The sequence below is a fragment of the Plantactinospora sp. B6F1 genome (genome assembly GCF_040120695.1).
GTDB lineage: Bacteria > Actinomycetota > Actinomycetes > Mycobacteriales > Micromonosporaceae > Plantactinospora.
Genome location: NZ_JBEEAC010000020.1, coordinates 1 through 13677 on the forward strand (window position 1 = coordinate 1; position 13677 = coordinate 13677).

At 71.4% G+C, this 13677-nt stretch carries 11 protein-coding genes; 5 read left to right on the forward strand and 6 right to left on the reverse strand.

All coding sequences use genetic code 11. The features are described 5' to 3' along the window. Window positions 1–244: 244 nt before the first annotated feature. The gene (locus ABNF97_RS23130) at window positions 245–1045 is read left to right on the forward strand and encodes an SDR family oxidoreductase (protein WP_349339773.1); all 801 of its coding nucleotides are present in this window, start codon (window positions 245–247) and stop codon (window positions 1043–1045) included. A 40-nt stretch (window positions 1046–1085) separates the two neighbouring features. Here the strand turns inward: ABNF97_RS23130 and ABNF97_RS23135 are convergent, their stop codons facing one another. The 4 genes from ABNF97_RS23135 to ABNF97_RS23150 form a co-directional block, all read right to left on the reverse strand. Beyond that, window positions 1086–1745 carry an SRPBCC domain-containing protein gene (locus ABNF97_RS23135; RefSeq protein ID WP_349339829.1) on the reverse strand — a complete coding sequence of 220 codons (660 nt, stop codon included), beginning with the start codon at window positions 1743–1745 and terminating at the stop codon, window positions 1086–1088. Window positions 1746–1832: 87 nt separating this feature from the next. Then, a complete protein-coding gene (locus ABNF97_RS23140) occupies window positions 1833–4553 on the reverse strand; it encodes a glycoside hydrolase family 3 C-terminal domain-containing protein (RefSeq protein WP_349339774.1) in 2721 nt (906 codons plus the stop codon). A 72-nt stretch (window positions 4554–4625) separates the two neighbouring features. Then, window positions 4626–5477: an MOSC domain-containing protein gene (locus tag ABNF97_RS23145; protein WP_349339775.1), complete on the reverse strand. Its 852-nt coding sequence runs from the start codon at window positions 5475–5477 to the stop codon at window positions 4626–4628. Window positions 5478–5532: 55 nt separating this feature from the next. Continuing rightward, a complete protein-coding gene (locus tag ABNF97_RS23150) occupies window positions 5533–5931 on the reverse strand; it encodes a DUF4267 domain-containing protein (RefSeq protein ID WP_349339776.1) in 399 nt (132 codons plus the stop codon). A gap of 110 nt (window positions 5932–6041) precedes the next feature. Here ABNF97_RS23150 and ABNF97_RS23155 point away from each other — a divergent pair, with 110 nt between their 5' ends. The 4 genes from ABNF97_RS23155 (at window position 6042) to ABNF97_RS23170 (ending at window position 9983) form a co-directional block, all read left to right on the forward strand. Further along, window positions 6042–6620 carry a WHG domain-containing protein gene (locus tag ABNF97_RS23155; RefSeq protein WP_130460614.1) on the forward strand — a complete coding sequence of 193 codons (579 nt, stop codon included), beginning with the start codon at window positions 6042–6044 and terminating at the stop codon, window positions 6618–6620. Window positions 6621–6698: 78 nt separating this feature from the next. Further along, window positions 6699–7421 (forward strand): TetR/AcrR family transcriptional regulator, encoded by a 723-nt coding sequence (locus ABNF97_RS23160; protein ID WP_349339777.1) that lies wholly within the window; start codon window positions 6699–6701, stop codon window positions 7419–7421. Beyond that, on the forward strand, window positions 7414–8343 hold the full coding sequence (locus ABNF97_RS23165) for an ABC transporter ATP-binding protein (RefSeq protein WP_349339778.1): 930 nt from the start codon (window positions 7414–7416) through the stop codon (window positions 8341–8343). Before ABNF97_RS23160 ends, ABNF97_RS23165 begins: the two co-directional genes overlap by 8 nt. Beyond that, the gene (locus tag ABNF97_RS23170) at window positions 8340–9983 is read left to right on the forward strand and encodes an ABC transporter permease (protein WP_349339779.1); all 1644 of its coding nucleotides are present in this window, start codon (window positions 8340–8342) and stop codon (window positions 9981–9983) included. The genes ABNF97_RS23165 and ABNF97_RS23170 overlap by 4 nt, the downstream gene beginning before the upstream one ends. A gap of 23 nt (window positions 9984–10006) precedes the next feature. Here ABNF97_RS23170 and ABNF97_RS23175 read toward each other — a convergent pair whose 3' ends face one another. Together ABNF97_RS23175 and ABNF97_RS23180 are read right to left on the reverse strand one after the other, a co-directional pair. Further along, a complete protein-coding gene (locus tag ABNF97_RS23175; protein ID WP_349339780.1) occupies window positions 10007–11722 on the reverse strand; it encodes an ABC transporter ATP-binding protein in 1716 nt (571 codons plus the stop codon). Then, window positions 11719–13599, reverse strand: a complete 1881-nt coding sequence (locus ABNF97_RS23180; protein ID WP_349339781.1) for an ABC transporter ATP-binding protein — start codon at window positions 13597–13599, stop codon at window positions 11719–11721. The genes ABNF97_RS23175 and ABNF97_RS23180 overlap by 4 nt, the downstream gene beginning before the upstream one ends. Window positions 13600–13677: the final 78 nt, after the last annotated feature.

The window sequence follows — 13677 nt, forward strand, 5'->3', positions numbered from 1 at the left end:
CCCCAGGAGACCACGCCCACCGCCGCGACAGACGGCCCACCACCATGCCCAGAGCCCACCCACATCGATCAACAGTGATCAAGGCTGCCGGGCCGACGTGGCCAGCGCCAGGCGCGAATCATCGAGGTTAGCGGCGGGTGAGTCGGTCGTCGACGACAAGTGACGAGCCTCATCAAGCTTCCCGCGCGGGCCGTCGCGGCCGCAAGGTTGACCTGAAGTGCGGTTGAGGAGGTGTACTGGGCGGATGATCTTTGACGGACTGCGGGTCGTCGTCACCGGTGCCGGCCGGGACACCGGCCGTACCCTGGCACTGGCGTTCGCTGAGCGCGGCGCGCACGTGGTCGTCTCGGCCCGGGATCCGGCGGCGGCCGGCCGCACCGCGGACCTGATAGCCGGGGGCGGGGTCGGCACCGCCGAGGCGTTCGGCTGCGACCTGGCCGACCCGGATTCGGTGCGCGGGTTCGCGGCGGCCGTGGCCGAGCGGACCGACCGGATCGACGTCCTGGTCAACAATGGTGCCGGCTACCTGCACGGCATCGGACTGGACCACGCCTCCGACGAGGACATCGTGCACACGATCGCCGGTGCCGCCACCGGCACCGTGCTGCTCACCCGGCACCTGCTGCCGCTGCTGCGCGCCTCGGGCCGGCCTGAGATCGTCAACCTGGTCTCCGCCTGCGGCGAGGTCGGCCACCACCGCTCCCAGGCACACCCGGCCTTCTACGCGGCCAAGCACGCCCAGGCCGGGTTCGCCGGCATCATGTCGCACCGGCTGCGCGCCGAGGGGATCCGGGTGATCTCACTGTATCCACCGGACTTCGTGCAGGAGGACGGGGCGCGCGTGCAGGAGGACGGGGCGCGCGTGCAGGAGGACGGGGCGCGCGTGCAGGAGGACGGGGCGCGCGGGCAGGAGGACGGGGCGCGCGGGCAGGAGAGCGGGTCGGGTGGGCCGCTCACCGCGCGGTCGGTCGTGGAGTGCGTGCTGTTCGCGGTCGGGCAGCCCCGGGACTGCTTCATCCGGGAGTTCCACTTCGAGCAGGTTTGAGCGGGTACGGCCGCCCGGAGAGGGCCCGCTCGGGGTCGGCTCAGGGGGCGCTCGGACCGGCGGGCGGGTCCGGGGCGTAGAACCGCGTGGTGTTGGCGACCATTGCCGCCACGGCGTCCGGGTGCTCTCCGCCGGCCACCGTCGCCGCGCCCCACGCGTTGCTGCTCAGCGTCATGAACTCCCGGCCCTCCCGGGACTCGCTCCAGGCGTTCGGGTCGGTGATGGTCCCGCCGCCGAGGTAGAGGCCGAGACCGAGCAGGGAGAGGTCCCAGCCGACGCCGACGGCGCCGGGGCCGTACTCGGTCCACCGTTCCGGGTCGATCACCGCGACGTGTTCGAGTTCGAGGACGACCCGCTCGGCACCGTCACCGGGGGAGAGCCGCACCTCGACCTCGCTGAATCCGTCCTCGACCGGCTCGCCGAAGATCCAGGTCAGCCTGAACAGGCGGGGCGGCTCGCAGCGGATGATCTCGCCGCCCGCGTTCCCCTCGACCTGGTACCGGCCGCCGAGCTTGAACTCCCCGCTGACCGGCGCGAACCACCGGGGCAGCCGTTCGGGGTTGGTGACCGCGTCCCAGAGGTCGTCCACCGACGTGTCGTAGGTCCTGCGCAGCAGGACGGTCCGGCCCTCGCCGACCGGCGTCGCGGCGTGACCGACCGTTCGATGGATCGCGTTGATCTCGTCGACGATGTCCACCATCACTCCCTCAAGGCTGCCGCTGCGGAACGAACGGCAGCTTATCAGGCTTGACTTATATAAGTGCAACCGTGTGCGATATCGGTCCGGCTATCGCACCCCGATCACGAACTCGGTCGACCGGCTGGTGCCGCGATAGCTGACGGTGGCGGTGATGGTGGCGACCCCGGTCGCCTCGGCCCGGATGCCACCCGGCCCGTCCACCGAGACCACCTGCGGACGGTTGCTCTGGTACCGCACGGTCGCGCCGGCCGGCAGCGGCGTGCTGGCCCCCTCGGCGCGGTAGCCGTACCGGGTGTCGTCGGTCATCGCCACGGTCAGCTTCGGGGACAGTTCGGTTCCGGCGGGGACCAACGTCGGCGCGGTCGCGGTGACGACCGACAACGCCGGGCGCAGCGCACCCCGGACGGTCACCACCGCCCGCAGCCGGGGGTCGGCGTCCGCACTGGACCGGCCGGCCTGGAAGGCGTACGCGCCCGGGTCGACCACGTACCGGCCGGCGCGCTCGTCGAAGAAGGCGAGGTCGGCGACGGGTACCCGGAACTCCACCCGCCTGGTCTGCTTGGGACGCAGCGAGATCTTCTCGAAACCGGCCAGCCGCTTCGCCGGGCGTTCCCGGCTCGCCGGCGCGCCCGGGGTGGAGACGTAGAGCTGCACCACCTCGGCACCGGCCAGCCGGCCGGCGTTGGTGACGTCCACCCCGACCCGGACCGTGCCGTTCGGGTCCACCGTCCGGCGGTCCACCCGCAGCTTCGAGTAGCCGAACCCGCTGTACCCGAGACCGTGGCCGAACGGGTACGATACCTCCCCGTCGAAGTACATGTACGTCCGCCCGGGCCGCCCGTCGCCGCCCCGGATCGCGTAGTCGTCGATCGGCGGCAGCTGACCGGCGTCCCGGTACCAGGTGAACGGCAGGCGCCCGCTCGGGTTCCGCGCCCCGAGCAGTACGTCGGCCAGTGCCTCGCCCTTGCGCTGCCCGTTGTACGAACTCCACAGGATCGCCGGCACCGCCCGCTCGAACCCGGCCACGTCTACCTGCCCGGCCGTCTCCAGGTAGACGACGGTGTTCGGGTTCCGGGCCGCCACCTGGCTGATCAGGGACGCCTGCGCGCCCGGCAGCGCCAGCGTGGACCGGTCGACGTCCTCCCGGGAGTGCCGCTCGTCGGTGCCGGCGTACACGATCACCAGGTCGTAGTCGGCGGCGGCCGCCACCGAGGCCGGGTCCACCTCGGCCAGGCTGCCCGCGGTGACCCCGGGCAGGTGGTCGACGACCGCACCCGGGTTGATCCGCTGGATCGCCGCCCTGAGCCCCTGGTAGCCGTTGACCTCGTTGGCCTGCCCGGCCCCGGCCTGAATGCCGGAGTAGCCGCCGAGGTACATGCTCGGCGGGTTGGCGTAGTGCCCGAGCACCGCCACCCGGTAGGGCCCGGACGCCGGCACCCGCAGCGGCAGCAGCGCCGTCCGCCCCGGGCCGCCGGTCCGGGCCTTCGGCGCCTGGTTCTTCAGCAGCACGATGCTCTCCGCGCCGACCTCGCGGGCCATCGCGAGTCGGGCGGCGGTCTGGGTGACCGCGCCGTTGGCGTCGGAGTTCGTCCAGGTGCCGGGCGCGACCCGGGACCGGGCTGCGGTCACCCACGGTACGTCCTCCGGCCGGTCGAACTCGCCGAGCCGGATCCGGGTGGTCAGCAGCCGGACCAGCGAGGCGTCGACGTGCTCCTCGGTGTACCGGCCGTACGGGGTGTCGATGCCCCGGGCGACCGCCTTCGGGATGGTGTTGGCGTAGCTCCACTCGTCGTGGTGGCCCTGCTGGCAGTTCAGGTCCTCGCCTGCCGCGTTGGCCCAAGCGTGCCGCTCGACGTGGTCGAGCGGGGCCGGGTGGCCGGGCGGCTGCCAGCGGTGACCGTGTTGGATCTCGCGGATCGAGTCGCAGTCCGAGGTGAAGAAGCCGTCGAACCCGAAGGTCTGCCGGGCCAGCTCGTCCATCAGGTAGCCGCTGGCCGAGGTCGGTACCCCGTTGACCCGGTTGTACGAGGTCATGATGGACGCCGGTGAGCTGCGTTCGACCACCTGGCGGAACTGCGCGGTGTAGTACTCGCGCAGCGTCCGGTCGTCCATGTTCGCGGTGCCGCGCAGCCGGTCGAACTCGCTGTTGTTCGCGGCGTAGTGCTTGAGCGTGGTGCTGGTCTTCAGATATCCGCCGCCCTCCGGCAGCAGCCGGCCGTTCCGGTCCTTGCCCTCCATCCCGTTCACGAACTGCGCGGCGAGGGCGGCGGTGAGCAGCGGGTCCTCGCTGAACGCCTCGTCGTTGCGGCCCCAGCGCGGGTCGCGGGCCAGGTTGATGGTGGGGGAGTAGAAGTTCAGGTCCAGCCGGTTGTCCCGGACCACCTCGCGGGCCTCGTCCGAGATCAGGGTGGCCTCCCGGTGGACCAGGTCGGGGTTCCAGGTGGCGCCGAGCGACAGGTCGACCGGATAGGAGGTGGTGTTGACCAGGATCGGCGGGTTCGCGTTGTGCAGGGTGCCCTCCCGGGCGACGCCGTGCGCGGCCTCGTTCCACCAGCCGTAGGCGGCGATGCCGAGCCGGGGCAGCGCCGCCGACTGGCTGCTGATCATCTGGGCGGCCTTCTCCGGCAGCGTCATCCGGGAGACCAGGTCGACGGCCCGTTCCTCCGGCGAGTACGACCGGTCGAGGTAGATGGGCCGACTGTCGCCGCTGGTCCCGCTGGGGACCGCCGGCTCCGGCGCCTTCGTGCATCCGCTGCCGCTGAGCAGTACGACGGTGACCACCGTCGCCGTGAAGGCACGCGTCCGCATCCCGCCATCCCCTCCGCCGATCCGCTGGAACTACCGGCACCCCGTACGCTGCCAGCCGATGCCGGGCCTGCGCTACCGCCAGTCCAGAACCTCCACGGCGTCACCGACGCTGACCGTGCGAGCTTCGTCGGAAGGTCCGCCCGGTTCGGTCCGTACGGTCAACTGGAGACCGAAGAGGAGCTTCCGGCCGATGTTGCGCCGTGTGGCGAGCATCCGTAGCGGCTCCCGTCCCCGTTCTCCGGTCTCCTGGTCGATCGTCGAGATCAGACAGCGGCCACACTCGGCGGCGCCCTGGAACACCGCCCCGCCGATCCTGATCCACCGGCCGACCCACTCGCCCTCGGCCCACGGCGCGGCCCCGCTGACCACGACGTTGGGACGGAACTGGATCATCGGCAGCGGCCCTTCGGTGCTGCCCGACTCCAGCAGCCAGTCGTTGAACGAGTCCAGCGACGCGGTGTTGGCCAGCAGCAGCGGGGTGCCGTCGGCGAAGCTCAGCTCGGCGCCGACCTCGGCCGGAACCGCCCAGGGAACGAGGTTTCGGGTGGGGTCACCGAGCCAGACCAGCCGGGCGTCGCGCCCCAACAGACGGTGGAGCCAGTCGTCCGCCTCGGGGCCGGCGGCGCGGACCGGTGCGGGCGGCCGTCCCCGGTACACCCGGACCTGGATCGTCTCGCCGCCGGTCGGCTCGGCCACGTCGAGCGGGGTCAGCCCCGGTGCGTCCAGGGTCAGCCCGCCCGGCCGGGAAACCGCCCGCATCGTCACCAGCTCCCGGTGCTGGCGCTGGGTCAGACCGAGCCCGTGTTCGTCCACGATCAGCCAGCGTCGGTCGCCGTCCAGGCCCCACGGCTCGACCCGCGCCGTGTCGCGGTCCATCCGGCGGCACCCCTTCACCGGATACGTATGTATCGATGCGACTCGCATGCGGTCAGGATGGCACGACGCGGCGGGATGCCGGTACCCGTTCCGGCGGGCCGCGTTACCCGACGAGGAGAAGCACGCTGATCGTCAGCATCGCCACCGCGGTGGCGCCGTGGATGCCGTAGACGGCCGCCCTGGGTCCGTTGCTGCGCCGCACGATCAACGCGTCGCCCACGGGTATGCCGGTGGCGGCCAGCATGAACCAGCCCAGCAGCTGGGGTGACGCGCCGACCACCAGGATGAGGATGAAGAGCCCGCAGGCTGTGTCGCGTACGGCCTTGACGGTCAGCCACGCCCGGAAGCTGGGGCTCTCGGTCGGCGTGCCGGGGATGCCGAAACCGACCGCGGCCTGTGGAGCCCAGAAGGCCCGTGCGCCCATCAGGATGACGCCCACGCCGAGCAGGCCGGCGAACACGGTGGCGACGGTGGTGAGCACGGTTGCTTCCTCGGTGAGCATGGGTGCTTCCTCTCGGTGGGCGGCGGCGGCCGTGCTGCTAGCAGTGCTAGATGTCATGCCGACGATAGATGTACCTCCGGCAGAATGTCTAGCGTTGCTAGGATCACATCATGTCCGTCATCAGAGAGCGCCGTGAACGTGAACGCGCCCAGCGCCATCGGTTGATCATTACGGCGGCCCGTGAACTCGCCGAAGCCGAAGGCTGGGAGGCGGTGACGACGCGAAGGCTCGCCGAGCGCGTCGAGTACAGCCAGCCCGTGCTCTACAGCCACTTCGACGGCAAGGACGCCATCGTCCGCGCCGTCGCGATCGACGGCTTCGGCGAACTCGGCGCCCACCTGCGCCGGGCGCGACTGGCCAATCCCGAGCCGCCGCAGGCACTGCGCGCCGTCTGTCGCGCCTACCTGGAGTTCGCTACCGAGCGGCCGGCCCTCTACCAGGCCATGTTCGTCATGCCGACCGACGTGAAGTTCGCGCACGAGGAGACGCCAGCGCCGCTGCGCGCCGGCTTCGACGAATTCGTCAGCTGTCTCCGCCCGGACAACGCCCGGCGCGAACTGCTCGCCGAGCTGATCTGGAGCGCGTTGCACGGCATAGCCACCCTGTCGGGCAGCGGCCGCGTCCCCCGGGAGACTCAGGATGAGCGGCTCGAGCTTCTCGTCGCCCAGCTCGGCGACACCCCAAGCTGACCGCGCTGGCGATTGACTGAATGTTCGGTCAGCGCTACAGTACTGACTGAACATTCAGTTAGTGAGCGGAGGTCGTCTGTGGGGAGCGAGTCGGCAGATTCCCGTGGTGGGGCGGAGCGCATCCTGGACGCCGCGGTCAATCTCTTCGGCCGCGACGGGGTGAAGGGCACCAGCCTGAAGGCCATCGCCGCCGAGGCGGGCGTCTCCCAGGCGCTGGTGGTGCACCACTTCGGCTCCAAGGACGGCCTGCGGCGGGCGTGCGACCACCACGTGGCCAGCGTGACCCGGGCCAACAAGGAGGCGACCGTGGCGGAGGGTCCGCAGCTGGACCCGTTCCTCTCGCTCCGTCGGCTGGAGAAGAGCCGTCCGATACTGCGCTACCTGGCCCGCGCCCTGACCGAGGGCGGCGACCAGGCGCGCGAACTGATCGACGAGTTCGTCGCGGACGCCGAGGAGTACATGAGGAAGGCCGAGGAAGCCGGGTACGTCAAGCCGAGCCGGACCCCGCGGGAGCGGACCGTTGTCCTGGTGCTCTGGTCGATGGGCGCGCTGGCGATGCACGAGCACGTGTACCGGCTGCTGGGGGTGGACTTCCTCGCCGAGGACGCACCGCCGCAGAGCCTGGCCCCCTACGCGCGACCGATGGTCGAACTCTTCACCCAGGGACTGATGGTGGAAGGGGCGTTCGACCGGATGGCCGACATGTTCGACCTGCCCGAGTCGATCCCCGCCGACATCGCCCGCGGCGATCATCCGACACCACCCACAGGTGAGCGAAGGAGTGACGATTCAGATGCGTGATGCGCCAGTGATCTCCGCCCAGGGCCTGGTCAAGACCTTCGGCAGCACCCGCGCCCTGGACGGCCTCGATCTGCAGGTGACCCAGGGCGAGGTACACGGCTTCCTCGGTCCCAACGGCGCCGGGAAGTCGACGACCATGCGCGTGCTGCTGGGCCTGCTGCGGGCGGACGGCGGCACCGTCCGGATGTTGGGCGGCGACCCGTGGCGCGACGCGGTGGAGCTGCACCGGCGGCTCGCGTACGTGCCCGGCGACGTCGAGCTGTGGCCGAACATGACCGGCGGTGAGGCCATCGACCTGTTCGCCCGGCTCCGCGGGACGCTGGACCGGAAGCGACGCGCCGAGCTCTGCGAGCGGTTCGATCTGGACCCGACCAAGAAGGCCCGCACCTACTCCAAGGGCAACCGGCAGAAGGTCGCGCTGATCTCGGCGTTGATCTCCGACGTCGACCTGCTCCTGCTCGACGAGCCAACGGCGGGCCTGGACCCGCTGATGGAGGTCGTCTTCCAGCAAGCGATCGCCGAGGCGAAGGCGGCGGGCCGGACGGTGCTGCTCTCCAGCCACATCCTGGCCCAGGTCGAGGTGTTGGCCGACCGCATCTCGATCATCCGAGCGGGCCGGATCGTGGAGACCGGCAGCCTGTCGGAGCTACGGCACATGACCCGGACCACGGTGGTCGCCGAGACCGACCGGCCAGCCGACGAGCTCGGCCGGGTCGACGGCGTACACCACCTGGTTGTCGAGGACGGCCAGGTCCGGTTCCTGGTCGACGGCGACCGCGTCGACCAGGTAGTGCGGGCCCTGGCTCCGCTGGGCGTTCGGTCCCTGGTCGCGCACCCGCCGACGCTGGAACAGCTGCTGATGCGGCACTACGGCGACGACCTCCACCAGGCGGCCGCGAACGGTCGGGAGGTGCTGCGGTGACCACGATCGCCACCACGGTTCCGCGACGCGGGTCCGGCGGTCCGGAGTCCCTGGCGGGCGTCGGCACGCTGGTCAGGTTCCTGCTGAGGCGGGACCGGATCAAGCTCCCGGCCTGGGTCGCGGGCCTGGGTCTGTACGTCGTTTACATCGGTGCCGCGCTGCCCCAGCTCGCGCCGACCGAGGACGACCTCGCCTCGCTGGTGACGCTTTTCACCGAACCGGTCGGCCGGATGTTCACCGGGCCCGCCTTCGGCATGGACAACCCGACCTACGACCGGTTCTTCGCCGCCGGCTACGCGCCCTACCTGTTCCTGCTGGCCGCCTTGATGAACATCATGCTGGTCACCCGGCACACCCGGGTCGAGGAGCAGACCGGTCGGGCCGAGCTGGTACGCGCCAACGTCACCGGCCGGCACGCCGCGCTCACGGCCTGCCTGATCGTCGCTGCGCTCACCAACGCGCTGGCCGGTGTGGTCGTGGCGGGCCTGGCGATCGGTGCCGGCTTCGCTCCGACCGGATCGGCGCTGATCGGGCTGGGTACCGGCCTGACCGGGATGGCCTTCGCCGGGATCACCGCGGTGACCGTACAGCTCAGCGAGTACTCACGCACCGCCGCCGGGATGGCCGGCGCCGTCCTGGGCGCGAGCTTCGTGGCCCGGGCCCTCGGCGACATGGCCGCGGTGGGCGGCAGTGCGCTCTCCTGGGTCTCACCGCTCGGCTGGGCGTCCCAGACCGCTTCCTACGTCCACGACCGCTGGTGGCCCCTGCTGCCGCCGGTCGCACTCGCGGTGCTGGCGACCGCTGCGGCGTACCTCCTGCAGGGCAGGCGTGACTTCGGCGCCAGCCTGATCGCCGCCCGTCCTGGCCCCGCCGAGGCGCGGCCGTCGCTCGGCACACCCTGGGGGCTCGCCGTCCGGCTGCAGCGTGGCGGGTTCCTCGGCTGGGGCGCCGGCATCCTCCTGCTGGGAGTCGTCGACGGTGCCTTCACCCAGGCGCTGCTGGACGCCGGCGACGAGATGCCGGACGCGATGTGGGACCTGCTCGGCACCGAGGGCCTGCTCGACGGGTACGCCGCCTTCCTCGGCTCCTTCGTCAGCGTCCTGATCGCTGCCTACGCGGTCTTCGCGATGCAGACGCTGCGCACCGAGGAGAATCGCGGGCGCACCGACGCCGTGCTCGCCACCCCCCTCGGCCGGACCGCCTGGCTCGGCTCCCACACCGCAACCGTGGCGATCGGTGCCACGCTGATCTGCCTGGTCACCGGGCTCGGCACCGGCATCGCCGCGGCCGGGGTCACCGGCGACTGGGCCATCGTCGGTGACGTGCTCGCCGCGCACCTGGGCTTCCTGCCCGCGATCCTCCTGGTGCTCGCGGTCTGCGCCGCCCTGTACGGCTGGGCCCCGCGGCTCCTGGCTCCCCTGGGCTGGACCCTGGTGGTCCTGGCCGCCGTCGTCACCTTCTTCGGCGACCTGCTCGACCTGCCCGACTGGCTCGCCTCGCTGTCGCCCTTCAACCACCTGGCCCGGCTTCCCCTGGAGGAGTTCGCCATCACGCCCGTCCTGCTCCTCACCGCCGTGGCGGCGGCAGCGACCGCCCTGGGCCTGGTCGGTTTCCGACGACGCCAGGTCCACGTGGTATGACCTGGCTCCCGCGCGAACCGGGTTCATCCACTCGCCGCCGCCGTCAGCGAGATGTTCCAGAAGTCGGCGTAGCGGCCGCCGCGGCGCAGCAGTTCGTCGTGGCTGCCCTCCGCCACGATCCGGCCTCCGTCGAGGAAGACGACCCGGTCGGCGCGCCGGACCGTGCGCATCCGATGCGCCACCATCACCACCGTCCGGCCCGCCATCAGGCGCTCGATACCCTCGTGGACCGCCGCCTCGTTCATCGGGTCCAGTGCGGAGGTCACCTCGTCCAACAGCACGATGGGCGCATCCTTCAGCAGCGCTCGCGCGATCGAGACACGCTGGCGCTCACCGCCCGACAGCAGTGCGCCGCCCTCGCCGACATTCGTCGCCCATCCGCCGGGCAGCCGCTCGATCACGTCGTCCAGCTGCGCCGCGGTCGCCGCCGAGCGCACCTCGGCATCGGTCGCGTCGGGCCGGCCCAGACGCACGTTCTCCTCGATCGTGCCGTCGAAGAGGTAGACGTCCTGGAACACGATGGCGAACTGCGCCATCAACGTCTCGGTGTCGATCGCGCGCACGTCCACACCCCCCACCCGCACCGCGCCCGCGTCCACGTCGTGGAACCGCGCGAGCAACCGGAGCAGGGTGCTCTTACCGGCACCCGACGGTCCGACGACGGCGAGCCGTTGCCCCTCTGGCACGCGCAACGACACGTCGTCGATCACCGTGCGGTCGCCGTGCCGAAAGGCGACGGAGTCGAACTCCAGGTCATGACGTTCCGGCTGGATCGGCTCGCGCGGTTCGGGCAGCGGCTCGGTGCGCAACACCGTGTCGAGTCTCGCCAACTCGGCGCGTGCGCCGCGGAGTTTGCCACCGAACTCCGCCAGCGACAGCAGCGGATCCGCGCAGCGGGCGGCCAGCACCAGGATCGTCAGGACCTCCGCCGCGCTGATCCTTCCGCCGAGCGTGAGGTAGGCGCCCAGGACCAGCAACGCGGTGAACATCGCCTGCACGGTGAGCGTCAGGCCCACCGCGCCGGGCAGCGCCGCCAGGGTGGAACGGCGGGAGGCGCGGTGGACCTCCCGCAACGAGTCGTCGAGCAACCGGAAGCGTTCGACGGTCCGGCCACCGGCGCGCAGCACGGGCTGGGCCTGGAGATAGTCGATGACCCGCGCGGCGGCCCGCTGGTCGCGTTCGGCGCTTCGCGCGTTGCTGGCGGCCATCGCCCGTCCGGCCCACACCTGGATCGTCGCGACGATCGGTGCGACCACCAACGCCGCCAGCCCCAGCTGCCAGTTGAAGGCAAGCATCACCACGACGATCGTCAGGGGAGTCACGCAGGCGGAGATGAACGGTGCCAGCAGGTGTGCCGCCACGCCCATCGCCTGGAGGAGGCCGCGGCTGGCCATCACCGACACCTCCCCGACCCGCCCGGCGCTGTACCAGCCGATGGGCAGTCGGGCCAGATGGTCGCCGAGCCGGTGGTACATGGCCCGCAACATCGCGGTTCCGACGCGCATACCGGACAGGTCGCTGCAATAGCGCAGCACCGCGTAGACCGCGACCGCGGCCCCGAACGCGATCAACCAGGGCCAGGCATCGGCGGGATCGCTCCCGAACAGGGCCCGTAGCACGGGAACCAGCAGCGCGTAGGAGAGTCCCTCGACGATCGCGGTCGTCGTCATCAGCGCTACCGTGCGACGCATCGGCTTCGCGTACTCGTGTCCCAACACGCGCAGCAGCATTCGGATCATCGGGGCTCGCCTCCTTGCCGTACGCCACCGTGGACCTCGGCCCGGTCGGCGATCGCCGACCGGTGGGATCGCCAGAGGGCGGCGAATCTCCCATCCTGGGCCAGCAGGTCGGCGGGCCTGCCGCGTTCGACGATCGACCCGTTCTCCAGCACCGCGACGGCGTCGGCGTCGGCGATCGTCTCCAGTCGATGGGCGATGACCAGGATCGTCCGATCACCCGCCAGCGTCGCCAGGGCCCGGCGTACCGCCTGTTCGGTCTGCGGGTCGGCGAAGGAGGTCGCCTCGTCGAGCACCAGGACGGGCGTGTCGGCGAGCAGCGCGCGGGCGAGCGAGATCCGCTGCGCCTCGCCGCCCGACAGTCCGGCGCCGTCTCCGATGACCGTCTCGTAGCCGTGCGGCAGTTCGAGGATGCGGTCGTGGATGTTCGCCAGACGGGCGGCGCGAACCACGGCGTCGCGGTCGGCGTGCGGTGCGGCCAGGGCGATGTTGTCCGCGACCGACGCGTGCAGCAGGCGTACGTCCTGGAAGACGAAGGAGACCAACCGGTGGAGCTGCCGGCTGCCGAGTTCCCGCAGATCGACGCCGCCGAGCAGGACCGATCCGTGGGTCGGGTCGAAGAACCGGGGCAACAGCTGGACCAGCGTGGACTTTCCGCTTCCCGACGGTCCGACGACGGCGGTGACCGTACCCGGCTCGAGCACCAGGTCGATCCCGCGCAGCACCTCGTGATCAGTTTCCTGATCGGTGCCCTGGTCGGCGCCGTAGCCGAATCGGACGGCACGCAGCTCCACCCGGTGACCCCGCGGTGCGACCGGATGCGCGGGCTCCGGTAGCGACGGCACCTGGAGGATGTCCCGGATCCGGCCGATCGCCCGTCGGCCGGCCTGGATGTCGTCGAAGCCGTGTCCGAGGGCCGCCACCGGGGCGGTCAGGCCCAGGCCGAGCAGCAGGAAGGGCAGCAGGTCGGCCGGGGCCAGGGCGGCATCCTCGCCGCCGGTGGTGATCAGAGTGGTGCCGCCGATCAGCACGACCAGCAGCACGAACGGCGGTGACAGCGCCAGCTGCATGCCGGCGGCGATCCACGAGATGCCGCGTACCCACCGGACGAAGACGTCGACGAAATCGTCCGCGGCCGTCCGGAACCTGCGGTGGGCGCGCCCGGAGCCGCCGAACGCCTTGACCACCGAGATGCCCTGCACGAACTCGACCACGGAGCTCGCGATCCGTCCCATGGCCCCGTCGAACTCCTGCTGCTCGCGCAGCCGGGTCGGGGTCATCATCGCCGGTACCAGCGCCACCGCCAGGACCACCGGGATCAGGGTGATCAGCGTGAGCCGCCAGTCGACGGTGCAGAGGTAGCTCAGCGACACCAGTGGCACCACGAACGCGGAGACGAGTTCGCCGGGGGCGTGGGCGATGACCGGGTGTACGGCACTCACGTCCTCGCCCACCACCTTCGCCAGCTCGCCGGTCCGGCGCCGGGAGAACCAGCCGATCGGCACGCGCCCCAGCCGCGCGGCCAGCTGCCGGCGGAACGTCAGCTGCACCCGGCCGTCGAGAAGATGCCCGAGCGCGGACGACGCTGCGGTGCACGGCAGCCGCACGAACAGGCCGACCGCGCCCGCGATGACGACGGTCCAGACATGGCCGTGATCGGTCGGGCCGGGCGACAGCAGGGTACGACCCAGTTCCACGACCGCCAGCAGCGGCGCCAGGCCCGCGACGGCGCCGACGACCTGGAGGACGACCACGGCCGCGAAACCCCGAAGATGCGGGCGCAGCAGTCGTACCAGGCTTCCTCCCGCCGCGACCTCGGCATCCGGTGGTGGCGGTGGCGTGGACTGTTTCCTCGTTCCGACGGCGACTGTGGTGGTCATCGCTCTGCTGCCCCCGTTCAGATCAGCGACTCGGTGACGTTTCCGATCAGCGGCTCGGTGACGGCGTCGGACTCGCCG

Excerpts from the sequence above, each read along its gene's own strand:
- ABNF97_RS23155 (WP_130460614.1), top strand. The coding sequence starts at position 6,042 with ATGTCCGTCATCAGAGAGCGCCGTGAACGTGAACGCGCCCAGCGCCAT.
- ABNF97_RS23180 (WP_349339781.1), bottom strand. The coding sequence starts at position 13,599 with ATGACCACCACAGTCGCCGTCGGAACGAGGAAACAGTCCACGCCACCG.
- ABNF97_RS23175 (WP_349339780.1), bottom strand. The coding sequence starts at position 11,722 with ATGATCCGAATGCTGCTGCGCGTGTTGGGACACGAGTACGCGAAGCCG.
- ABNF97_RS23140 (WP_349339774.1), bottom strand. The coding sequence starts at position 4,553 with ATGCGGACGCGTGCCTTCACGGCGACGGTGGTCACCGTCGTACTGCTC.
- ABNF97_RS23130 (WP_349339773.1), top strand. The coding sequence starts at position 245 with ATGATCTTTGACGGACTGCGGGTCGTCGTCACCGGTGCCGGCCGGGAC.
- ABNF97_RS23145 (WP_349339775.1), bottom strand. The coding sequence starts at position 5,477 with ATGCGAGTCGCATCGATACATACGTATCCGGTGAAGGGGTGCCGCCGG.
- ABNF97_RS23165 (WP_349339778.1), top strand. The coding sequence starts at position 7,414 with ATGCGTGATGCGCCAGTGATCTCCGCCCAGGGCCTGGTCAAGACCTTC.
- ABNF97_RS23150 (WP_349339776.1), bottom strand. The coding sequence starts at position 5,931 with ATGCTCACCGAGGAAGCAACCGTGCTCACCACCGTCGCCACCGTGTTC.
- ABNF97_RS23135 (WP_349339829.1), bottom strand. The coding sequence starts at position 1,745 with ATGGTGGACATCGTCGACGAGATCAACGCGATCCATCGAACGGTCGGT.